16 protein-coding genes are annotated in these 22,009 nt (G+C 61.5%); 5 read left to right on the top strand and 11 right to left on the bottom strand.

From position 1 onward, the window contains the following. Window position 1 precedes the first annotated feature (1 nt). The 4 genes from ABFB52_RS03895 to ABFB52_RS03880 form a co-directional block, all read right to left on the bottom strand. Entirely contained in the window at window positions 2-916 is a 915-nt protein-coding gene (locus tag ABFB52_RS03895) for a branched-chain amino acid ABC transporter permease (RefSeq protein ID WP_039766704.1), read from the bottom strand. Between the two features lie 229 nt (window positions 917-1,145). Further along, window positions 1,146-2,279 (bottom strand): ABC transporter substrate-binding protein, encoded by a 1,134-nt coding sequence (locus ABFB52_RS03890; protein WP_039766703.1) that lies wholly within the window; start codon window positions 2,277-2,279, stop codon window positions 1,146-1,148. Window positions 2,280-2,643: 364 nt separating this feature from the next. Continuing rightward, complete coding sequence (locus ABFB52_RS03885; RefSeq protein ID WP_129973461.1) at window positions 2,644-3,927, bottom strand: FAD-binding oxidoreductase; 1,284 nt, start codon at window positions 3,925-3,927, stop codon at window positions 2,644-2,646. A gap of 166 nt (window positions 3,928-4,093) precedes the next feature. Further along, window positions 4,094-5,584, bottom strand: a complete 1,491-nt coding sequence (locus tag ABFB52_RS03880; protein ID WP_007950668.1) for an aldehyde dehydrogenase family protein — start codon at window positions 5,582-5,584, stop codon at window positions 4,094-4,096. A 161-nt stretch (window positions 5,585-5,745) separates the two neighbouring features. On the opposite strand from ABFB52_RS03880, the gene ABFB52_RS03875 reads away from it, so the two are divergent. From ABFB52_RS03875 to nadE, 3 genes are all read left to right on the top strand, one after another. Next, a complete protein-coding gene (locus ABFB52_RS03875) occupies window positions 5,746-6,651 on the top strand; it encodes a LysR family transcriptional regulator (protein WP_085746517.1) in 906 nt (301 codons plus the stop codon). Between the two features lie 107 nt (window positions 6,652-6,758). Next, window positions 6,759-7,982: a nicotinate phosphoribosyltransferase gene (pncB, locus tag ABFB52_RS03870; RefSeq protein WP_085685119.1), complete on the top strand. Its 1,224-nt coding sequence runs from the start codon at window positions 6,759-6,761 to the stop codon at window positions 7,980-7,982. A 4-nt stretch (window positions 7,983-7,986) separates the two neighbouring features. Next, window positions 7,987-8,814, top strand: a complete 828-nt coding sequence (gene nadE, locus ABFB52_RS03865) for an ammonia-dependent NAD(+) synthetase (RefSeq protein WP_007950678.1) — start codon at window positions 7,987-7,989, stop codon at window positions 8,812-8,814. Between the two features lie 55 nt (window positions 8,815-8,869). On the opposite strand, the gene azu is transcribed toward nadE, so the two are convergent. Continuing rightward, window positions 8,870-9,316: an azurin gene (azu, locus tag ABFB52_RS03860; RefSeq protein WP_007950684.1), complete on the bottom strand. Its 447-nt coding sequence runs from the start codon at window positions 9,314-9,316 to the stop codon at window positions 8,870-8,872. A 341-nt stretch (window positions 9,317-9,657) separates the two neighbouring features. Between azu and ABFB52_RS03855 the strand changes: the two genes are divergently transcribed. Further along, complete coding sequence (locus tag ABFB52_RS03855; RefSeq protein ID WP_129973460.1) at window positions 9,658-10,245, top strand: TIGR00730 family Rossman fold protein; 588 nt, start codon at window positions 9,658-9,660, stop codon at window positions 10,243-10,245. A gap of 68 nt (window positions 10,246-10,313) precedes the next feature. Then, complete coding sequence (locus ABFB52_RS03850) at window positions 10,314-10,493, top strand: hypothetical protein (protein WP_007950694.1); 180 nt, start codon at window positions 10,314-10,316, stop codon at window positions 10,491-10,493. A 64-nt stretch (window positions 10,494-10,557) separates the two neighbouring features. On the opposite strand, the gene ABFB52_RS03845 is transcribed toward ABFB52_RS03850, so the two are convergent. From ABFB52_RS03845 to rplI, 6 genes are all read right to left on the bottom strand, one after another. Then, window positions 10,558-11,448, bottom strand: a complete 891-nt coding sequence (locus tag ABFB52_RS03845; protein WP_102686776.1) for a transglutaminase family protein — start codon at window positions 11,446-11,448, stop codon at window positions 10,558-10,560. After that, the gene (locus tag ABFB52_RS03840) at window positions 11,448-13,934 is read right to left on the bottom strand and encodes a circularly permuted type 2 ATP-grasp protein (protein WP_129973459.1); all 2,487 of its coding nucleotides are present in this window, start codon (window positions 13,932-13,934) and stop codon (window positions 11,448-11,450) included. Before ABFB52_RS03840 ends, ABFB52_RS03845 begins: the two co-directional genes overlap by 1 nt. Window positions 13,935-14,022: 88 nt before the next feature. Beyond that, window positions 14,023-17,298 carry a transglutaminase family protein gene (locus ABFB52_RS03835; RefSeq protein ID WP_129973458.1) on the bottom strand — a complete coding sequence of 1,092 codons (3,276 nt, stop codon included), beginning with the start codon at window positions 17,296-17,298 and terminating at the stop codon, window positions 14,023-14,025. A gap of 311 nt (window positions 17,299-17,609) precedes the next feature. Beyond that, the gene (locus tag ABFB52_RS03830) at window positions 17,610-19,913 is read right to left on the bottom strand and encodes a YgiQ family radical SAM protein (protein ID WP_011332195.1); all 2,304 of its coding nucleotides are present in this window, start codon (window positions 19,911-19,913) and stop codon (window positions 17,610-17,612) included. Between the two features lie 112 nt (window positions 19,914-20,025). Then, window positions 20,026-21,423, bottom strand: coding sequence for a replicative DNA helicase (gene dnaB / locus ABFB52_RS03825; protein WP_011332193.1), 1,398 nt, complete (start codon window positions 21,421-21,423; stop codon window positions 20,026-20,028). A gap of 120 nt (window positions 21,424-21,543) precedes the next feature. Continuing rightward, window positions 21,544-21,990, bottom strand: a complete 447-nt coding sequence (rplI, locus tag ABFB52_RS03820; protein ID WP_003186385.1) for a 50S ribosomal protein L9 — start codon at window positions 21,988-21,990, stop codon at window positions 21,544-21,546. Window positions 21,991-22,009 lie beyond the last annotated feature (19 nt).

Below are 22,009 nucleotides of genomic sequence, written 5' to 3'. Positions count from 1 at the left end.
CTTACACCTTCGACACAAGAGGACGACCCAGCAGGCCCTGAGGCCGGAAGACCAGAACAAGTACGAGCAGCGAGAAGCTGAACACGTCTTTGTAGTCGGAGTTGACCAGGCCCGAGAACAGCGACTCGGAGATCCCGAGGATGATCCCGCCGAGCATGGCGCCAGGCAGCGAACCGATCCCGCCCAGTACCGCCGCAGTAAATGCCTTGATGCCGATGATGAAGCCGGCATAGAAGTCGAAGGTGCCGTAGTTCATGGTGATCAGCACGCCGGCCAACGCCGCCATGGCCGCACCGATGATGAACACGTAGGAAATGACCCGGTCGGTGTTGATGCCGAGGATCGAAGCCATTTTGCGGTCTTGCTGGGTCGCACGGCACATGCGCCCGAGTTTGGTGTACTTGATGACGTAGGTCAGCAGGCCCATGCCGACGAATGCGGCCACCAGGATGAAGACTTTGGTGTAGGTCAGTTGCACGAAGCCGGTACCGACTTCGACACGCCATGCACCGGTCAGCAGCGTGGGTACGCCCTGTTGTTTGGCGCCCTGGGCGATCTGTGCGTAGTTTTGCAGAATCAGGGAGATGCCGATGGCGCTGATCAACGGTGCCAGTCGGGTGGAGTTGCGCAGGGGTTTGTAAGCGACTCGCTCGATGACCCAGCCATACACCGCCGTGATCACGATGGTGAAGACCAGTGTGCCGAGCATCAGCAGCGGGAAGGATTCAATACCGAAGTAAGCCAGCAGAGCCAGACTGATTGCCGCCAGGTAAGCGGAAATCATGTAAACCTCGCCGTGGGCGAAGTTGATCATGCCGATGATGCCGTAGACCATTGTGTAGCCGATGGCGATCAGGCCATAGACCGACCCGAGGGTCAGGCCGTTGACCAGTTGCTGCAGGAAAATACCATCCATAACGCAATCTCACGCAGTGAGAACCTGCACACCCTGGGGCGCGCGGTTCTTCTAGGAAAAATACAGATTTACGTCGGAGCAATGTCAGACAGGAAACCGCAGCCCCCTTGTGGGAGCTGGCTTGCCAGCGATAGCGATAGAACATTCAACAAAGTTGTCGACTGTCAGGCCGTCATCGCGGGCAAGCCCGCTCCCACAGGGAATGTGGCGTCCGGTTGATCAGGTGCCGTTATTTCTGTTTTTCCAGCTGGTGATATTTGCCGTCCTTGTCCCACTGGTAGACCACGTAGTCGGAGACCTTCAGGTCGCCTTTGGAATCCCAGGTCTTCTCGCCCATGACGGTCTTGACCGGGTTTTTCTTCAACCAGGCAGCGGCCTCCTCGCCCTTGTTCGACTTGGCGCCGTTGAAGGCGGCGGCCAGGGTCTGAACCGATGCATAGGCGTACAGGGTGTAGCCTTCAGGCTCGGTGCCAGCCTTGCGGAATGCATCTACCACGGTCTTGCTGTCTGGCAGCAGGCGTGGGTCGGCACCGAAGGTCATCAGCACGCCGTCGACGAATTGCGGGCCACCGGCGGTGGTCACCAGTTCGTCGGTCACGATGCCGTCATCGGACATGAACTTGACGTCTTTCAGGCCTTGTTCACGCAGTTGGCGAACCAGCGGGCCGGCTTCCGGGTGCAGGCCACCGAAGTAGACGACATCGGCGCCGGCGCCACGGATCTTGGTGACGATGGTGCTGAAGTCTTTTTCGCCACGGGTCAGGCCTTCGTACAGCACCGGTTTCACGCCGCGTTTTTCCAGCTGAGCCTTGGTCGCGTCGGCCAGGCCCTGACCGTAGGTGTCCTTGTCGTGCAGCACGACGACTTTCTTGCCCTTGAGCACGTCGACGATGTAATCGCCGGCGACGATGCCTTGCTGGTCGTCACGGCCGCACATACGGAACATGGCGCTCAGGCCGCGCTCGGTCACTTGCGGGTTGGTGGAGCCCGGCGTGATGGCGATGATCCCGGCTTCGTCGTAGATCTCGGACGCAGGAATGGTGGAGGACGAGCAGAAGTGGCCGACCACACCGGCGACCTTCTGGTTGGTGAGGTCCTTGGCGACCGTCACCGCCTGTTTCGGCTCGCAAGCGTCATCGCCCTTGACCAGGACGATCTTCTCCCCGTTGACGCCGCCCGCCGCGTTGACCGCGTCGGCCGCCGCTTGTGCCCCTTTCATGTACTGTTCGCCAAATGCCGCGTTGGCGCCCGTCATCGGACCCGCCACACCGATTTTCACATCAGCTTGTGCAAACGCAGAAACACCCAGCGCAGTAGCCACTGCGAGGGCCAGAAAGCCTTTCTTGTAAAACGTCTGGGACATGAGGTGGTGCTCCAAGGTTTTTTTTAGTTGGCACTGCGACTTCACTTGAATGCTCAGAGCAAGGGCCGTGCCATCGGTTTTTTATTCTTCAAAAAGTCGCTGCTTTCTTGTTATTTCGACTGTTTCGTTCCCATTTTCATTGGGCGTGCAACCGTCTAAACCGCGGAAGGTGAAACCATTTATTTTTTCAGGCGCAACCCGCACGCGCCATCATTGCAACCGCGGCGCCAAACGACGTGCAACCAGCCTGTAACAGCCCGCGTCACCGAACTGCACACTGCTGGTGCGGGACTGCTACAACCCGCACCATTACAGGCTAGTCGCTACATCGAAAAGCGCCGCTTCCGGCAACATATTTCAACACTCAAATGACGATCCGCAGGCACTGGCCCGCGTGATACAGCGAGAACCCCGCCTCGTACAGACAACTGCGCAAGCCCACACCCGCCAGGGGCTGCATCGGTGCGAAGGGAATCGGCAATGCCTGAGGATTTCCGTTACACAGGTAATCGGCGAAGGCCTTGCCGACCACGGTGCCGGTGGTCACGCCACGGCCGTTATAACCGGTGACGGCCACCAGTCCGGGCGCCGGCTCGAACAGGCGCATCAGGTGATCGGGAGTGAAAGCGATGCGCCCGGTCCAGGTGCATTCCCACTCCACGGGTTTGAGGTTGGGGAAGTAATGCTGCTGCACCCGGTCGGCCCAGGCCTTGAGGAACCAGGTCGGTTTCTGATTGCCGTTGCCGAGGCTGCCCAGCAACAGACGGCCGTCCTTGTCGCGGCGGATGCTGCTCAGCACCTGGCGGGTATCCCACGAGCCCTGCCCTCCCGGGAGGATTTCATGGGCAGCGTCTTCGGTGAGCGGCACCGAAGCGACCTGATAGTAGTAACCGGGAAAGAAGTTGCGCTTGAGTTCGGTCCAGTCGCCTTCGGTGTAGGCGTTGGAAGCGATCACCACTTGTTCGGCCAGCACCGAACCCTGCTCGGTCTGCACCGACCATTTCTGCCCTTGCCGTTCAAGACGCGCGACCGGGGAGTGATCGAACATCTGTCCGCCAAGACTGATGACCGCATTGGCCAGCCCGGTGACATAAGCCATCGGATTGAGCGTACCGGCGCGCCGGTCGAGTAGTGCGGCGGCAATCTTCTGCGTACCGGTCGCCTGTTCACAGGCCTTGCCGGTCAGCAGTTCGACCGGCGCACCCCGGCGTTTCCATTGTTCTTCGCGACTGCGCAGATCCGCCTCACCCTTGGCGTTGTGCGCCATGTGCAGGGTGCCTTCGCGGCGCAACTGGCAATCGATGTTGTATTTATCCACAAGGCTGAACACCAGCGCCGGCGCCGCACCGAGCATGCGGTTGAGCTGGCTGCCGACCGCCTCGCCGAAGCCGGCTTCGATCTCGTCCGGCGGAATCCACATCCCGGCGTTGACCAGCCCGACGTTGCGCCCGGAGCCTCCATGCCCGGCGCGATGGGCTTCGAGCACGCAAACGCTCTTGCCCTTTTCCAGCAGATGCAGCGCCGCCGACAACCCGGTGAACCCGGCGCCGATCACGCAGACATCGACTTCGACCTCGCCCCTGAGCGCCGTGTTATCCGGTCGTTGCGGCGTGAGTTTTTCCCACAGACATTCTTCGCGTAACGGCATTGCCAGACTCCAACAGAAACCTGCCAAACACACCTAAAAGATCGTTCCCACGCTCTGCGTGGTAACGCAGTCAGGGACGCTCTGCGTCCCGAAAGCGAACGCGGAGCGTTCGGTGCAGCATTCCCACGCAGAGCGTGGGAACGATCAATAGCTTTTGAGAAAACTGTCAGTCGAAAGTAATGCCTTGCGCCAGCGGCAACTCCAGCGAGTAGTTCACGGTGTTGGTCTGCCGGCGCATGTACGCGCGCCATGCATCCGAGCCCGACTCACGACCACCACCGGTTTCTTTTTCACCGCCAAACGCGCCGCCGATTTCCGCGCCGCTCGGGCCGATGTTGACGTTGGCGATGCCGCAGTCGCTGCCGACCGCCGACATGAATTTCTCGGCCTCGCGCACATCAGTGGTGAAGATGCACGACGACAGGCCTTGCGGCACGGCGTTGTTCAGGCGCAGCGCCTCTTCAAAATCGCTGTAGCCGACCACGTACAGGATCGGAGCGAAAGTTTCGCTGCACACCACGTCGCTCTGCTCCGGCATTTCAACAATGGCCGGCGCCACGTAGTAAGCATTGGGGAATTGATCTTCCAGTTGGCGCTTGCCGCCGAATACCCGACCGCCCTCGCTCAACGCTTGTTCCAGCGCGTCCTGCATGTTTTCGAAGCTGTGTTTGTCGATCAGCGGGCCGATCAGGTTACCTTCCAGCGGATGGCCAATACGGACCTTGGAATACGCGGCCTTCAGTCGGGTGACGATTTCTTCTTTCACCGATTCATGGGCGATCAGGCGCCGCAACGTGGTGCAACGCTGGCCGGCAGTGCCGACGGCGCTGAACAGAATGGCGCGCACGGCCATGTCCAGATCGGCGCTCGGGCCGAGGATCATCGCGTTGTTGCCGCCCAGTTCGAGGATGCTGCGGGCGAAGCGTGCGGCGACTTTCGGCGCCACTTCGCGGCCCATCCGGGTGCTGCCGGTGGCACTGATCAGCGCGACACGCGGGTCATCCACCAGCGCTTCGCCGGCATCACGACCACCGATGATCACCTGGCTCAGGTGCGCCGGGGCATCGCTGAAATTCTTCAGTACGCGTTCGAACAGCGCCTGACAGGCCAGCGCGGTCAGCGGGGTTTTCTCCGACGGCTTCCATACCACCGGGTTGCCGCAGACCAGCGCCAGCGTGGTGTTCCACGCCCACACCGCGACCGGGAAGTTGAACGCACTGATCACGCCGACCACGCCCAGCGGGTGCCAGGTTTCACGCATGTGGTGGCCCGGGCGCTCGGAGGCGATGGTCAAACCGTACAACTGGCGGGACAGCCCGACGGCGAAATCGCAGATGTCGATCATCTCCTGCACTTCACCGAGGCCTTCCTGGGTGATCTTGCCCGCTTCCCAGGACACCAGTTCACCGAGTTCGGTCTTGTATTCACGCAGCACTTCGCCGAACTGACGCACCAGCTCGCCGCGACGCGGGGCCGGTACCTTGCGCCATTGTTCGAACGCATGATCTGCGCGACTGATGTGCTGCTCGACTTCGGCCGGGCCTTCCCAGTTCACGGCGCCGATGCGGCTGCCGTCGATGGGCGAATGCACCGGCACTTTGCCGTTCTGGTACAGGGCCGGGTTCACACCTAGACGATCAAGCAATGCGGCAACCATGGGTCACTCCTCGAGCAAAAAACTGAATGTGTGCGGGCGCGTTTTCACGACCGGGCAGACCTTTAGTTGTAGCGTCAGGAAGGCTGTGCAACAAACGACCTTTACGCGAGATATCATTCCGTTTATTCATGCTGCGCAGAAAGACAAGAAAAGGATCGCCCATGCTGAACAAACGCCACTTGCCGTCGATCACCGCGTTGCAGTGCTTCGAGGCCGTGACCCGGCACCTGAGTTTCACCCGGGCCGCCGAGGAATTGAACCTGACCCAGAGCGCTGTCAGCAAGCAGGTGGCGCAGCTCGAAGAATTGCTGCAGCACTTGTTGTTCCGCCGGGTGCGCCGGCGTTTGCAGATGACCCCGGCCGGCGATCTGTACCTGGTGGAAGTCAGAAAAATCCTGATCCAGGTCGAGATGTCGACCCATTACCTGCGTTCCTACGGCGGCGAAACCGAAGTCCTGCGCGTCTCTACGCCCTCGACCTTCGGCGCCCGCTGGCTGGTGCCGCGTCTCAAGGGCTGGCGACTGCGCCATCCGTCGATTCATCTGGACCTGTGCAACGAGCAGGAGGCCGATGACCTGCTGCAAGGGCGCAGCGACCTGGCGTTCTATTTCGGCCAGGGCTCACGTCCCGGCACCGAATGCCTGAAGCTGTTCGGCGAAGAGCTGGTGCCGGTCTGCGCACCGAGCAGCCTGCCGGACACTCCGTTGTCTGATCCAACGCAACTCACCGATCTGGTCCTGCTGCAGAATGCTTCGCGCCCGCAAGCGTGGCACGACTGGTTCGACAGCCAGGGCTACCAGACCGAACACAGCTACCATGGCCCGCGTTTCGAAACCTTTTATATGTGCATCCGCGCCGCGCAGGTCGGCTGCGGCGTCGCCCTGCTGCCGAGGTTTCTGGTGGAAGAGGAATTGGCCGACGGCAAACTGGTCATTCCCTGGCAGCATGCAATGCCCAGCACCGATGCCTATTACCTGGCCTACCCGGAACACGCGGCAGAAGTGCCCAAGGTGCGTGATTTCGTGAAGTGGATGCTGGAGCAGATCGACAGTCCCGATGCGGTCTGAGGCGCTGTGCCGGGATAAAAATCGCTGGCAATCCCCACCCCGGATATGCGCCACTAGCGCCATTGATTGATACCGCGCCAACGCGCGGCCCGCCTGGAGACCCCGTTATGAGCGAGAGTGTGTTTGCCGATCGCATCGTGCAGAACCTGCTCGACACCGACTTCTACAAACTGACGATGATGCAGGCGGTGCTGCACAACTACCCCAACGTCGAAGTCGAATGGGAGTTCCGTTGCCGTAACAGTGAAGATCTGCGCCCGTATCTGGCGGAGATCCGGTTCCAGGTCGAGCGTCTGGCCGAGTTGAGCCTGAGCGCCGATCAGTTGAGCTTTCTCGAGCGCATCTCGTTCCTCAAGCCGGATTTCCTGCGCTTCCTCGGCCTGTTCCGCTTCAACCTGCGCTACCTGCACACCGGCATCGAGAACGGCGAGTTGTTCATCCGCCTGCGCGGGCCGTGGCTGCATGTGATCCTGTTTGAAGTGCCGCTGCTGGCGATCGTCAGCGAAGTGCGCAACCGCTATCGCTACCGTGAAACGGTGCTGGAACAGGCCCGCGAACAGCTGTATCGCAAATTCGACTGGCTGACCGCCAACGCCTCGGCGGAAGAATTGTCGCAGTTGCAGGTCGCCGATTTCGGCACACGCCGGCGGTTTTCCTACCGCGTGCAAGAGGAAGTGGTGAACGTGCTCAAGCACGATTTCCCCGGGCGTTTCGTCGGCACCAGCAACGTCCACCTGTCCCGCGAACTGGACATGAAACCGCTGGGCACCATGGCTCATGAGTGGATCATGGCCCACCAGCAACTCGGTCCACGGCTGATCGACAGCCAGATCGCCGCCCTCGATTGCTGGGTTCGCGAGTATCGCGGGCTGCTGGGGATCGCCCTGACCGACTGCATCACCACCGACGCGTTCCTCGGCGACTTCGATCTGTTCTTCGCCAAGCTGTTCGACGGTTTGCGTCACGATTCCGGAGATCCGGTGCAGTGGGGCGAAAAATGCATCGCCCACTATCACAAGCTCGGCATCGACCCGATGAGCAAGACCCTGGTGTTCTCCGACAGCCTGACGCTGCCCAAGTCGCTGGAGATCTTCCGGGCGCTGCGCGGCCGGATCAATGTCAGCTTCGGCATCGGCACCAACCTGACCTGTGACATTCCGGGTGTCGAACCGATGAGCATCGTGCTTAAAATGACCGCCTGCAACGGCCAACCGGTGGCGAAAATCTCCGACGAGCCGGGCAAGACCCACTGCAAAGACCCGAATTTCGTCGCCTATTTGCGACACGTTTTCCAGGTTCCTGCCGTTTCCAGCCTTTCTAGCAAGGAGTGAATTCATGCAAGCCGTACAGCGTGAGATTGCTGAACAGCTCAACGTTCAGCCGCCGTTCGCCGATTACCAGGCCCTCGAAGCGGAAGTCGCCCGACGCATCACCTTCATCCAGGATTGCCTGACCAGTTCCGGACTCAAGACCCTGGTGCTGGGCATCAGTGGCGGCGTCGATTCGCTGACCGCAGGCCTTTTGGCCCAGCGCGCCATGCGTGAACTGCGCGAGCGCACCGGTGACGAGGCTTACAAGTTCATCGCCGTGCGCCTGCCGTACGACGTGCAGTTCGATGAACACGATGCCCAGGCCTCGGTGGACTTCATCGCCCCGGACGAGCGCCACACCGTCAACATCGGCCCGGCAGTGAAGTCCCTGGCCAGCGAAGTCGCGGCCTTCGAAGGCAAGCATGCGGTGTCGGTGGATTTCGTGCTCGGCAACACCAAGGCGCGGATGCGCATGGTCGCCCAGTACACCATCGCCGGCGCGGCCCACGGTCTGGTGATCGGCACCGACCACGCGGCGGAAGCGGTGATGGGTTTCTTCACCAAGTTCGGTGACGGCGCCTGCGACCTGGCCCCGCTCAGCGGTCTGGTGAAAAACCAGGTCCGGGCCATCGCCCGCAGCTTCGGCGCACCGGAATCGCTGGTGGAAAAAGTGCCGACGGCGGATCTGGAAGACCTGTCGCCGGGCAAGCCGGACGAGGCGTCCCACGGCGTGACCTACGCCGAGATCGACGCCTTCCTGCACGGCGAGCCGGTGCGTCAGGAAGCGTTCGACATCATTGTCAACACCTACAAAAAGACCCATCACAAGCGGGTCATGCCGTTTGCGCCTTGAATCCAGGGCATAAAAAAAGCGTCCTTCGGGACGCTTTTTTTTGACCTTGTATTGCTTACTTCAGGGTCACGGTGCCTTTCATCATCGAGATGTGGCCTGGGAACGAGCAGAAGAAGCCGTATTTCTCGTCAGCCTTGAGCTTGGACACGTCGATGGTCAGCGAGTCGGTTTCCTTGGCGCCGATGATCTTGGTGTGAGCGATAACGCGCTCGTCACCGTCCTTCAGGTAGTTCTTGTCGATGCCGGCGGCCAGGCCGTCGGTGGCGATCGGCTGCATGTCGGCTTCTTTGCTGATCACCAGGTTATGGCCCATGACGTTCTTCGGCAGGCTGCCGGAGTGGGTCAGCTCGACGGTGAAGGTTTTGCAGCTCTTGTCGATTTCGATGGCCTTGGTGTTGAAGGACATCTGGTCGGTGGAATCAACGGTGGTTTTGCACTCGGCAGCCATCAATTGGCTGCTGGCCAGCGCCAGCAGGGATACCGCAACAACTTTGGAAAACATGGTGAATCTCCAAGGCAGGGTTAACAAAAACACGAATGGTTGGAAGACTGCCTGAAATCTTCGCAAGTTCCTATGACTTGAGTCAAAAATTGTATACAACTTTCAGGCTATGACACTCATCGAAACAATCTAACAGCCAGACGTTTGGCCGGGCCGTATCTTCAGGGCTCAACGTTCATCTGGAGCATCCGTCATGTCCTTCAACAGCCTGTTGTGCAGTCTGCTCGCCGCCTACGCCTGTGGTGCAAGCGGCACCTATGAAACCCCGAAACGCGAAGTCTAGCCCTTGGATCAAGGCGTGCCAGCCATTACCCTGTGACCGATTGACCCAGGAGGAAGGCATGTCTCTCACATCCGTTTGTGTATTTTGCGGTGCCAACGCCGGCACCACCCCGGCGTACACCAAAGCCGCCATTGCCCTCGGCACAGCTCTCGCAGAACGTAAGCTGACGCTGGTCTACGGCGGTGGCGCCGTCGGCCTGATGGGGATTGTCGCTGACGCCGCGCTGGCGGCCGGTGGCGAAGTGATCGGCATCATTCCGCAGAGCCTGATGGACAAGGAAATAGGTCACAAGAGCCTGACCCGTCTGGAAGTGGTCGACGGCATGCACGCCCGCAAGGCGCGGATGGCCGAACTCAGCGATGCATTCATCGCCCTGCCCGGTGGCCTTGGCACCCTGGAGGAGTTGTTCGAAGTCTGGACCTGGGGCCAGCTCGGCTACCACGGCAAGCCGCTGGGCCTGCTGGAAGTGAACGGTTTCTACAGCAAACTCACTGCATTTCTTGATCACATCGTCGGCGAAGGCTTCGTTCGTGCGCCGCACCGTGACATGCTGCAAGTGAGTGAATCGCCGCAAACACTGCTCGAAGCCCTCGACAACTGGAAGCCCACCGTCCCCCCAAAATGGGTCGACCAGAAACCCGGTTAACCGCCGGGCACCGATACAGGGCAGAATACGCGCCGCTCAACCTCACCTTCGACCCCAGAGGATCGCCCATGGCCAAACCCAATTACTCCTTCGCCAAACGTCAACGTGACCTGGCCAAGGAACAGAAGAAAGAGGAAAAGCTTCAGCGCAAGAAACAGATGGCTGAAGAAGCGGCACTGAACCCTGACGGTGAAGTGGCGACCGATGATGATGTTGAGGCACCGAAAGACCAGGCACCCGACGCCTGAGCTGAATCGCGAAATTGAACACCCTCCATTGTGGGAGCTGACTGGCTCCCACGATGGATCGCACTTACTCCAGTGGCATCACCGTGACCCGCACCTCCGGATCATGACTCCCTCCCCCCAGAATCACCCCACGCAACGGCGAGACATCGGAGAAATCCCGGCCCCAGGCCAGGGTGATGTGCTCCAGTGCCGGCTGCACATTGTTTGTCGGATCGAAGTCCACCCAGCCCAGCACCGGGCAAAACACCGAAACCCAGGCATGGGACGCATCGGCGCCGATCAACCGTGGCTGCCCCGGTGGCGGCTGGGTCAGCAGGTAGCCGCTGACGTAACGCGCCGCCAACCCGCGTGAGCGCACACAGGCGAGCATCAGGTGCGCGAAGTCCTGACAGACCCCGCGCCGGCGCTCCAGCACTTCCACCAGCGGCGTCGCGACCTGTGTCGCTTCGGCATCGAAGGTGAATTCGCTGAAGATCTTCTGCATCAGGGCCTGCACGCCCAGCATCAACGGTCTGCCGGTCGGGAAACAGCTCTCCGAGAACTCGACGAAACTGCGCTTCAGATGCACGTAGGGCGACTGGAATCGATAGCGACAGGCTTCCAGCAACGAGGCGGACAGCGGTTGACTGCTGTAGGTCAGCGCGTTGCGCGTCAGTTCCCAGGCCGGTGACTGCTGGAAATCCACCACGGGTCGCGCCAGCACTTCCACCGTCAGCCGTGCGTTGACCTGCAATTCATCGTGGGGTCGTTCGAAGGCGAGGCGAGTCAGCGGATTGCCGAACACATCCTGCTCGTCACGGCGGGCGGTCGGCTCCGGACTGATCAGCAATTGCTGCTCGCTGCAGCGCTGCCACTCGCATTCGCGCGGCCACAGATGCGCCAGTTGCTGGGCCAGGGACACCGGGCTGTCGTAGCGATAGCAGGTGTCGTGAAGGATCTGGTAATGGGCACTCATCAGACGGACACCGTGCGCTGGCTGACATCATCGACATGGGCGAAATGGCGCAGGGCCAGTCGATCCGACACCTGACTGCTGGCGTCGGCGATTTCCTGCAGCAGGTCCGCCAGACCGTCGAGGGCCGCGCGCACGCTGGATTCGCCGAACAGCGGATTCTCCAGACAGCTCAGATCGAAGCGCGCCAGACGCTCGACCAGCGGCGGCAATCCTGCCTCCCTCGGCACACCGAAGTCATCATTCAGCCGCTTCAAGGTGCGAGTCACCAGCTTCAACTGGAACAGCACAGCATGGGGGTTCTGCTCATCCAGCAGCAACAGGTCGAGCACCGGAATCAACTGCGCCACCGCCAGATAACGCGAGCGATAGGTGATGCTGCTGTTGCCCAGCTCAAGCAACCACTCAAGCCCGGCCTGATCGAACGCGCCAGCGCCGCGCAAGAAACCCGCGAGGCTGCTGCTGAGAAATTGCAGGCGCTCGATCCGCCGGCCGATCATCAGGAAGCGCCAGCCTTCGTCGCGAGTCATGTCGTCAAGGGCAAACCCGGACAGCGCCGCCAGCGACATCACCAACCGGTTGAGAAAATCCAGCAGTTCGCCGAAATCCGGCTCGTCAGTGTCCAGCTCTGAAGCCTCACGCTGCAGCTCCACCAGCGCCTGCCAGTTTTCCCGCGAGAGCTTGCCACGCACTTGCGATGCCGCCCACTGCAAGCGTTGCAGGTTGGAACGCAAACTGAACGACCAGTCCTCGCCGAGCAGCGCCGCGAGCAAGCGCTCCGGCAGTTCACCTTCGTCCGGCAGCAGCATCAGTCGCTCGCCCAGATCCACCGCAGCCTGCAGGGCTTGCGGGTCATCGCCGTCGACGTAACGCGCGAGCATGATCCGCAGCAGCCGCGCGCTGTCGTCGCAACGCTCGCAGTAACGGCCGAACCAGAACAGGTTTTCCACCACCCGCGACGGCAGATACGGATCACGGCGCACCAGATCAGGCACGCCGATGTTGCGCTGGGCTTTCCACTGTTCACCGCTTGGCGGTCGATCCCCGAGCACCCAGGTGTCCTTGCTCGCGCCACCGCGCTGCATCGACACCACTTCGGCATCGGCCTCGGCCGCAACCCGTGTCAGGCCACCGGGCAGCACCCGATAACCGTCGTGACTGGCCACCGCGTACATGCGCATGCCGATTGCCCGGGGCTGCAGTTGCCCGTCTTCGGGCTGCCAGATCGGCGCCTGAGACAACTGGGCGAGTTCTTGCGCGACATACGCATAAGGCCGGGCCCGCATGCGCGCGGAGAGACTTTCACGCTGTTTTTCGCTCAGATCCCGGCCAAACACAGGAGCGAAGCTTTGCGAGGGGAACGCCGGTTTGATCAATAGCTCCGGCAGTTTTTCCAGCGCTTGGGCCAGCACCGGCGCTTCACCGCACCACCACGTGGCAATGGACGGCAGAATCAGCTCTTCGCCGAACAGGTACTGATTGATCTTCGGCAGGAAACCCAGCAGCCCCGGTGACTCCAGCACGCCGCTGCCCAGCGCGTTGGCCACCAGCACCCGGCCCTGACGCACCGCCTCCAGCAATCCCGGAACGCCCAGCGCCGAATCCGTGCGCAATTCCAGCGGATCACAGAAGTCATCGTCGAGCCGACGCATGATCGCGTGCACCCGGCGCAGGCCGCTGAGGGTTTTCAGGTAGACCGTGGCATCACGCACCGTCAGGTCACCGCCCTCCACCAGCGGATAACCGAGCTGGCGCGCCAGATAAAGATGTTCGAAATAGCTCTCGTTGAAGCGCCCCGGGGTCAGCAACACCACCAGCGGCGCGTCATCGTCGCAGGGGGCCTGACGGGCCAGGGTTTCCTGCAAGGTGCGGAAGAAGCCGGCCAGATGCTGCACTTTCAGATCCCGGTACAACTCGGGGAAGGCGCGGGACACGATGGTGCGGTTTTCAAGCGCATAACCGGCACCCGATGGCGCCTGGGTACGATCCGCCGTCACCCACCAGCGCCCGTCCGGCGTGCGCGCCAGATCCACGGCATACAGATGCAGAAAGGCCCCGTCCGGTGGCGCAATGCCCTGACAGGGCCAGAGGAAGTTGTTGTGGCCGAACACCAGCTCCGCCGGCAGCAGCCCTTCGCTGATCAGCCGCTGCGGGCCGTACAGATCCGCCAGCACCGCATTGAGCAGCCGCGCGCGCTGGGCGATTCCGGCGGACAGTTGTTGCCACTCGTCAGCGGCGATCACGTGGGGCAGCAGATCCAGTTCCCACGGACGATCCGCGCCCTTGGGGTCGGCATAGACGTTGTAGGTGACACCGTTTTCCTGAATCTGCCGGGTCAGCAACGCCTGACGCTGCACCAGTTGCGCCGGGGTGCTGCGCTGCAATTGGTCGACCAGTCGCCGCCAGTGCGGGCGCACCGCCCCGCTGTCGTCGAGCAGTTCGTGATAGGTGCCCGCCGTCAGCGGGTAGCGGTCAAGCAGGTCAGGCATGGAAAGCTCGGCAGCCGGCAAGGAACGGTCAGACTAACGCAGGCACATGACGCCCGGATATACGAAAAATCCGGGGGTCGTGTACGAATCAAAAACGTCGTAAATCGAGAGTCATCGGTAGCTCGTCGGAGGTTGTCAGGTTCGGTATCGGAAGTTTCCCCGGCGTGTGTCCGATGCGGAAGAACCGCGCCATACGCCGGCTCTCTGCTTCGTTGGCATTGACCGGCAGCGTTTCGTAATTGCGCCCGCCCGGATGCGCGACGTGGTACTGGCAACCGCCCAGCGAGCGCTGCATCCAGGTATCGAGCAAGTCGAACACCAGCGGCGCATGCACCGGGATCGTCGGTTGCAGGCAATTGGCCGGTTGCCACGCGCGGAAACGCACACCGGCGACAAACTCGCCAACCCGTCCGGTCGGTTGCAGCGGCACCGGGATGCCATTGCAGGTCAGCAGATAGCGCTGCGGCGGCAGCCCCGTGAGCTTGACCTGCAAGCGCTCCAGCGATGAGTCGACGTAGCGCACCGTACCGCCCGCTGCGCCCTCCTCGCCCAGCACATGCCAGGGTTCGAGAGCCTGACGCAATTCCAGATCGATGCCGTTGACGGCGTAATCGCCGACTTTGGGAAAGCGGAATTCCAGATGAGCCGCAAACCATTCGGCACGCAGCGGATAACCGGCATTGTTGAGCTCGACGATGACGTCGGCGAAGTCCTGCTCGATGAAATGCGGCAGCAGGAAACGGTCGTGCAGCTCCGTACCCCAGCGCACCAGTTTCGGCGGCGCATAAGGCTCGCGCCAGAACCGCGCCATCAGCGCCCGCAACAACAGTTGCTGAGCCAAACTCATGCGCGCATGGGGCGGCATCTCGAACGCACGCAACTCCAGCAGACCGAGGCGCCCAGTGGCGCCATCCGGTGAATACAGCTTGTCGATGCAGAACTCCGCGCGATGGGTGTTGCCAGTGACGTCGATCAGCAGATTGCGCAACAAGCGATCGACCAACCACGGCGGGCATTCCTCTCCCGGCGCCGGCATCTGCGCGAAAGCGATTTCCAGCTCATACAGCGCATCGTTGCGCGCTTCGTCGATCCGCGGCGCCTGAGAGGTCGGGCCGATGAACAGGCCGGAAAACAGGTAGGACAGCGACGGATGGTTGTGCCAGTAGCTGATCAGGCTACGCAGCAGGTCCGGGCGGCGCAGAAACGGTGAGTCCGCCGGCGTCGCCCCGCCGAGCACAAAATGGTTACCACCACCGGTGCCGGTGTGTCGACCGTCGACCATGAATTTCTCGGTGGACAGTCGGGTCTGGCGCGCTTCTTCGTACAGAAACTCGGTGCGTTCGACCAACTCGTCCCAGGTCGCCGACGGCTGCACGTTAACCTCTATGACGCCGGGATCCGGGGTGATGCGGAAATTGCTCAGGCGCGGATCGCTCGGCGGCTCGTAGCCTTCCAGCAATACCGGACAATGCAGCTCCTCGGCGGTGGCTTCGATGGCGGCCACCAGCTCCAGATAATCCTCGACCCGCTCCAGTGGCGGCATGAACAGGTACAACCGGCCTTCCCGGGCCTCCGCGCAGAAGGCGGTGCGGGTCAGCCAGTCGGCGGACTCGTCGATCTTCGGCACACGCTCGTCCGCCGGAGCGGGCTCACGGTGATCGTTGAGCTGCGATGTTTCGGGCAGCCCGGGGAAGTCCTGATTCGGATCGTTCGGATGAATGAACGGATACTCTGCCGCCTTCACCCAAGGTTGCGAACCCAATGGCAGGCGATAGCCGAGCGGCGAATCTCCCGGCACCAACCGGCAATGCTCATCACGCAGATACCAGCGCCCACTCTGCCATTGATCGCCCTTGGCGGTGCGCGCCAGCGGCAGCACCTGGCCGATGACCTTGTCCAGCCCCTGACTGAACACCTTGCGCAGCCGCGCACGCTCCAGTGGCTCCTCCAGGCGCGAGTCTTCGGCGCTGACGTTGCTCGGCAAGGCGCCCTCGCGCCAGAGGTAATAGAAATTGTCTTCGTAGGCCGGGAAGACGAAGCGTGTCGGCAATTTCAGGCGTTCGGCGACGCTCGCCAGAAAGCGCCCGGCCAGTTCACCCGTGGCGCCGTAATCCTGCTGCTCATCGGCGATCAGTGCATTGTTATGCCAGATCGGCACGCCGTCGCGGCGCCAGTAGCAATTCAGCGACCAGCGCGGCAGTTGCTCACCCGGATACCACTTGCCCTGGCCGAAATGCACCAGCCCCTTGGGCGCGTAATGTTTGCGCATGCGCTGGAACAGTTCGGCGGAGAGCCGGCGCTTGTCCGGGCCCAGCGCGGCGGTGTTCCACTCGGCGCCGTCGGGGTCGTCGATCGACACGAAGGTCGGTTCGCCGCCCATGGTCAGGCGCACATCGCCTTCCAGCAGATCGGCATCGATCTGCCGGCCCAGCGTCTGGATCGCCAGCCATTGCTCATCGGTGTAGGGCTTGGTGACCCGCGGCGCTTCCCAGATCCGCTGCACGGACATTTCGTGGCTGAACTCGCATTCGCAAGGTTCCACCAGACCGCTGATCGGCGCCGCCGAGGACGGATCGGGACTGCAGGCCAGCGGGATATGCCCCTCTCCGGCGAATAGTCCGGAGGTCGCATCAAGGCCGATCCAGCCGGCGCCGGGCAGATACACCTCGCACCACGCGTGCAGGTCGGTGAAATCCACTTCGGTGCCGGACGGGCCGTCGAGGCTTTTCACGTCGGCGGTCAGTTGAATCAGATAACCGGAGACGAAACGCGCCGCCAGCCCGAGATTGCGCAGCAGTTGCACCAGCAGCCACGCCGAATCCCGGCAGGAGCCGGAGGCGTGTTCAAGAGTGTGTTCCGGGGTTTGCACCCCCGGCTCCATGCGGATCAGGTAATTGATGTCTTCGCTCAGGCGCTGATTGAGCGCCACCAGAAAATCCACGGCCGGCAACGGCGTACGGTCGATGGCATCCAGATAGGCCTTGAATTTCGGCGTCAGCGGCAGGGTTTCGAGGTACGGCGCCAGCTCCTTGCGTTCATCGGCGGCGTAGGCGAAGGGGATTTTCTCGGCGTAGGGCTCGAGGAAAAAGTCGAACGGGTTGAACACCGCCATCTCGGCCAGCAGATCGACCTCGATCCGCAGTTCGGCGGTTTTCTCGGGGAACACCAGCCGTGCGAGGTAGTTGCCCTGGGGGTCCTGCTGCCAGTTGATGAAGTGCTGCTCGGGCGAGACTTTCAGTGAATAGGACAGAATCCGCGTGCGGCTGTGGGCAGCCGGGCGCAAACGCACGATCTGCGGGCCGAGTTCGACAGCGCGGTCGTAGCGGTAATGCGTGACGTGATGCAATGCGACATGAATCGACACGGCGTGCCTCCTGCGAGCCCAAGCGTATTCGAAAGCGCGCAAGACTTATGCCATGCAGAGGCTTGGGCGCTTTCCCGGAATGCTTAGGGCAGTACAGCACCAAAATCGGGCGATGCGTTGAAATGGTTTGGCACAGTTGCACGCAAATGTTGCGAAAGCGGCCGGATACTTGATCGTTCCCACGCTCCCGCGTAGGAATGCAGCCCGTGACGCTCTGCGTCCCTGGAGGCATTCCCACGCAGACGGTTCGACGTGGGAACGATCATTTAGCTCCTAAATGCAAAACGCCAACCCGAAGGTTGGCGTTCTCTTTAGCGCGGTACGACCGGCTTGCGTGCCGGTTTCGGCCCTTTGCCTTTCGCGGCTTCCTTGCGCTCCTTGGCGGCCTGCTGGTTGCGGGCGAATGCCGCGGCCTTGGCCTGTTCACGCTTGTCCCAAGGATTGCCGCCGTCGCTGGCGCGTGGAGGCAGACCGGTGTGCTGGGTGAGGATCTTGGTGGTCTTCTCTTTCGCGACCTTGTGGCTGCCGGCCGGCGTCGAGTTCTTGCGACGGGCACTCTGGTAGCTGTCGGTGGCCGGCTGATGCAGCGGGATCAACTGGTGCTTGCCCGGCCCGATCAGGTCGGCGCGGCCCATGCGGGTCAGCGCTTCACGCAGCATCGGCCAGCCTTTCGGGTCGTGATAACGCAGGAACGCCTTGTGCAGACGACGCTGCTCCTCGCTCTTGACGATGGTCACGCCGTCGCTCTTGTAGGTGACCTTGCGCAGCGGGTTCTTGCCCGAGTGGTACATCGCGGTAGCGGTGGCCATCGGCGACGGGTAGAACGCCTGCACCTGGTCGGCACGGAAGCCGTTGCCCTTGAGCCACAGGGCCAGGTTCATCATGTCTTCGTCGGTGGTGCCCGGGTGCGCGGCGATGAAGTACGGAATCAGGTACTGCTCTTTCCCGGCTTCCTTGGTGTACTTCTCGAACATGCGCTTGAAGCGATCGTAGGTGCCGATCCCCGGTTTCATCATCTGGTTGAGCGGACCTTCCTCGGTGTGTTCCGGGGCGATCTTCAGGTAACCACCGACGTGGTGGGTCACCAGCTCCTTGACGTACTCCGGCGATTCGACCGCGAGGTCGTAACGCAGGCCGGAGGCGATCAAAATCTTCTTCACACCCGGCAAGGCACGGGCGCTGCGGTACAGCTGAATCAGCGACGAGTGGTCGGTGTTCAGGTTCGGGCAGATGCCCGGGAACACGCAGGACGGCTTGCGGCACGCGGATTCGATTTCCGGGCTCTTGCAGGCGATGCGGTACATGTTCGCGGTCGGGCCGCCGAGGTCGGAAATGACGCCTGTGAAACCCGGCACCTTGTCGCGGATCTCTTCGATTTCGCGAATGATCGACTCTTCGGAACGGTTCTGGATGATCCGGCCTTCGTGCTCAGTGATCGAGCAGAAAGTGCAGCCACCGAAGCAGCCCCGCATGATATTTACCGAGAAACGGATCATGTCGTAGGCCGGGATCTTTTCCTTGCCGTACGCAGGGTGCGGAACACGTGCGTAAGGCATGCCGAACACGTAGTCCATTTCTTCGGTGGTCATCGGAATCGGAGGCGGGTTGAACCAGACGTCGATCTCGCCATGCTTCTGCACCAGCGCACGGGCGTTGCCCGGGTTGGTTTCCAGATGCAGCACGCGGTTGGCGTGGGCGTACAGGACCGGGTCGTTACGCACCTTTTCCATCGACGGCAGGCGGATCACGGTCTTGTCGCGGGTCATTTTCGGGCTGGCCAGGATCTGCACGACCTTGGCTTCTTCCGGATCTTCAACCGGACCCTTCTCCTGCTCGATCGCGCAGGCCTGAGTGTCCTGGGTGTTGACGTACGGGTTGATGATCTTGTCGATCTTGCCCGGACGGTCGATGCGCGTGGAGTCGACTTCGTACCAGCCCGCCGGCGTGTCGCGACGGATGAACGCGGTGCCGCGCACATCGGTGATGTCTTCGATCTTGTGACCGTAGGACAGACGCTGGGCGACTTCGACAATCGCGCGCTCGGCGTTGCCGTACAGCAGGATGTCGGCGCTGGCGTCGATCAGGATCGAGTTGCGCACGCGATCCTGCCAGTAGTCGTAGTGGGCGATGCGGCGCAGGGAGGCTTCGATGCCGCCGAGCACTATCGGCACGTGCTTGTAGGCTTCCTTGCAGCGCTGGCTATAGACCAGGCTCGCGCGATCCGGACGTTTGCCCGCCATGCCACCCGGGGTGTAGGCGTCGTCGGAACGGATTTTCTTGTCCGCGGTGTAGCGGTTGATCATCGAGTCCATGTTGCCGGCCGCGACGCCGAAGAACAGGTTCGGCTCGCCGAGCTTCATGAAGTCGTCTTTGGACTGCCAGTTAGGCTGCGCGATGATCCCGACGCGGAAGCCTTGCGACTCCAGCAGCCGGCCGATGATCGCCATGCCGAACGACGGGTGATCGACGTAGGCATCTCCCGTAACAATGATGATGTCGCAGGAATCCCAGCCAAGCTGATCCATCTCCTCCCTGCTCATCGGCAGGAATGGCGCCGGCCCGAAACATTCGGCCCAGTATTTTGGATAGTCAAATAACGGCTTGGCTGCTTGCATGTCGATGACCGGTGTTGAGGTGCAAAATCGCGGGCGCGGAATATAGCACAAAAAATGACCAATTCCGACGGCTGTGGTCGGAAATATCAGGGGCTTTCAGACGACGACAGACTTACTCGTCGTCGTCGAAGTTATAGCTGCCCGGCGCGAGGTTTTCGAAGCGGGTGTACTTGCCAATGAAGGCCAGGCGGATGAAGCCGATCGGGCCGTTCCGCTGCTTGCCGATGATGATTTCGGCGATGCCCTTGTGTTCGGTTTCCGGGTGATACACCTCGTCCCGGTACACGAACATGATCACGTCGGCGTCCTGCTCGATCGCTCCGGATTCCCGCAAGTCGGAGTTCACCGGACGCTTGTTGGGACGTTGTTCCAGGGAACGGTTGAGCTGTGACAGGGCGACTACCGGGCAGTTGAATTCCTTGGCCAGGGCTTTCAGGGATCGGGAGATCTCGGAAATCTCGTTGGTCCGGTTGTCACCGCTGGAGCCGGGGATCTGCATCAGCTGCAGGTAGTCGATCATGATCAGGCCGATGTCGCCGTGCTCGCGCACCAGACGCCGGGTCCGGGCACGCATCTCCGACGGGCTGATGCCGGCGGTGTCATCGATGAACAGCTTGCGGTCGTTGAGCAGGTTGACCGCCGAGGTCAGGCGCGGCCAGTCGTCGTCTTCCAGCTGGCCGGAACGCACCTTGGTCTGGTCGATACGACCGAGGGACGACAGCATACGCATGATCAGCGATTCACCTGGCATCTCGAGGGAGTACACCAGCACCACCTTGTCGCTGCGCAGTACGGCGTTTTCCACCAGGTTCATCGCGAAGGTGGTCTTACCCATCGACGGACGGCCGGCGACGATGATCAAGTCGGCCGGTTGCAGGCCGCTGGTCTTCTCGTCGAGGTCGGTGTAGCCGGTGGACAGGCCGGTGATCGAGTCGGCGGTGTTGAACAGGGTGTCGATGCGGTCGATGGCCTTGGTCAACAGGTCATTCACGCCCACCGGACCGCCGGTTTTTGGCCGGGCCTCGGCAATCGCGAAAATCTGCCGCTCGGCTTCGTCGAGGATTTCCTCGGCGGTGCGGCCTTCGGGGTTGAAGGCGCTGTCGGCAATTTCGGTGCTGATACCGATCAGCTGACGCAACGTCGCACGCTGGCGGACGATCTGCGCATAGGCCTTGATGTTGGCGACGGACGGCGTGTTTTTCGCCAGCTCGCCAAGGTAACCGAGGCCGCCGACCTGCGAGGTCTGACCTTCCTTGTCCAGTTGCTCGGCAAGGGTCACGACGTCGATCGGCAGGTTCTGATCGGCCAGTTTGGCGATCGCACGGAAAATCAGACGGTGGTCATGTCGGTAGAAATCGCCGTCGGAGACTTGATCGAGCACACGTTCCCATGCGTTGTTGTCCAGCATCAGACCACCGAGCACGGCCTGTTCGGCCTCGATGGAATGCGGCGGCACCTTCAGCGCGGCGGTTTGCAGATCGTATTGCTCGGGAGCGGAGATTTCGTTCATGGCCACTTTTTAATCAGGAAAAGCAGGGAGTGCAGAAAGACAAAGGGCACGACCTGTAAACAGGATCGTGCCCGATGTTAACCGTCTGACGGACAAGCCGCCAGTCGATCAGGGTGTTGCTTAAGCTGCTACCACGACAACGCGTACGGTGGCTTCAACTTCGGCGTGCAGGTGCACAGCCACGTCGAATTCACCCACGTTGCGGATGGTGCCGTTCGGCAGACGAACTTCGCTTTTCGCAACTTCAACGCCGGAGGCGGTCAGTGCGTCAGCGATGTCGTGAGTACCGATCGAACCGAACAGCTTGCCTTCGTCGCCAGCGGTGGCAGTGATGGTCACTTCCAGCTCGGCCAGTTGGGCAGCACGGCTTTCAGCCGATGCTTTACGGTCTGCGGCGGCTTTTTCCAGCTCAGCGCGACGCTCTTCGAACGCAGCCAGGTTGGCAGCGGTCGCAGCGGTGGCTTTGCCGAAAGGCAGCAGGTAGTTACGGCCGTAACCGGCCTTAACGTTTACTTTGTCGCCCAGGTTGCCCAGGTTGGCGATTTTTTCCAGAAGGATCAGTTGCATGTGGAAATCCTCTTAACTT

Source organism: Pseudomonas sp. 9.2(2024), assembly GCF_039695385.1.
GTDB lineage: Bacteria > Pseudomonadota > Gammaproteobacteria > Pseudomonadales > Pseudomonadaceae > Aquipseudomonas > Aquipseudomonas paraglycinae.
Note: the sequence above shows the minus strand (reverse complement) of the source record. Positions and strands in the feature narration are given on the sequence as shown.

Bases quoted from the DNA above. Each gene is read 5' to 3' on its own strand.
- ABFB52_RS03895 (WP_039766704.1), bottom strand. From the start codon at position 916: ATGGATGGTATTTTCCTGCAGCAACTGGTCAACGGCCTGACCCTCGGG.
- dnaB (WP_011332193.1), bottom strand. From the start codon at position 21,423: ATGAACGAAATCTCCGCTCCCGAGCAATACGATCTGCAAACCGCCGCG.
- rplI (WP_003186385.1), bottom strand. From the start codon at position 21,990: ATGCAACTGATCCTTCTGGAAAAAATCGCCAACCTGGGCAACCTGGGC.
- ABFB52_RS03855 (WP_129973460.1), top strand. From the start codon at position 9,658: ATGTCTCTCACATCCGTTTGTGTATTTTGCGGTGCCAACGCCGGCACC.
- ABFB52_RS03885 (WP_129973461.1), bottom strand. From the start codon at position 3,927: ATGCCGTTACGCGAAGAATGTCTGTGGGAAAAACTCACGCCGCAACGA.
- ABFB52_RS03880 (WP_007950668.1), bottom strand. From the start codon at position 5,584: ATGGTTGCCGCATTGCTTGATCGTCTAGGTGTGAACCCGGCCCTGTAC.
- ABFB52_RS03875 (WP_085746517.1), top strand. From the start codon at position 5,746: ATGCTGAACAAACGCCACTTGCCGTCGATCACCGCGTTGCAGTGCTTC.
- azu (WP_007950684.1), bottom strand. From the start codon at position 9,316: ATGTTTTCCAAAGTTGTTGCGGTATCCCTGCTGGCGCTGGCCAGCAGC.
- ABFB52_RS03830 (WP_011332195.1), bottom strand. From the start codon at position 19,913: ATGCAAGCAGCCAAGCCGTTATTTGACTATCCAAAATACTGGGCCGAA.
- nadE (WP_007950678.1), top strand. From the start codon at position 7,987: ATGCAAGCCGTACAGCGTGAGATTGCTGAACAGCTCAACGTTCAGCCG.
- ABFB52_RS03845 (WP_102686776.1), bottom strand. From the start codon at position 11,448: ATGAGTGCCCATTACCAGATCCTTCACGACACCTGCTATCGCTACGAC.
- ABFB52_RS03890 (WP_039766703.1), bottom strand. From the start codon at position 2,279: ATGTCCCAGACGTTTTACAAGAAAGGCTTTCTGGCCCTCGCAGTGGCT.
- ABFB52_RS03850 (WP_007950694.1), top strand. From the start codon at position 10,314: ATGGCCAAACCCAATTACTCCTTCGCCAAACGTCAACGTGACCTGGCC.
- ABFB52_RS03840 (WP_129973459.1), bottom strand. From the start codon at position 13,934: ATGCCTGACCTGCTTGACCGCTACCCGCTGACGGCGGGCACCTATCAC.
- pncB (WP_085685119.1), top strand. From the start codon at position 6,759: ATGAGCGAGAGTGTGTTTGCCGATCGCATCGTGCAGAACCTGCTCGAC.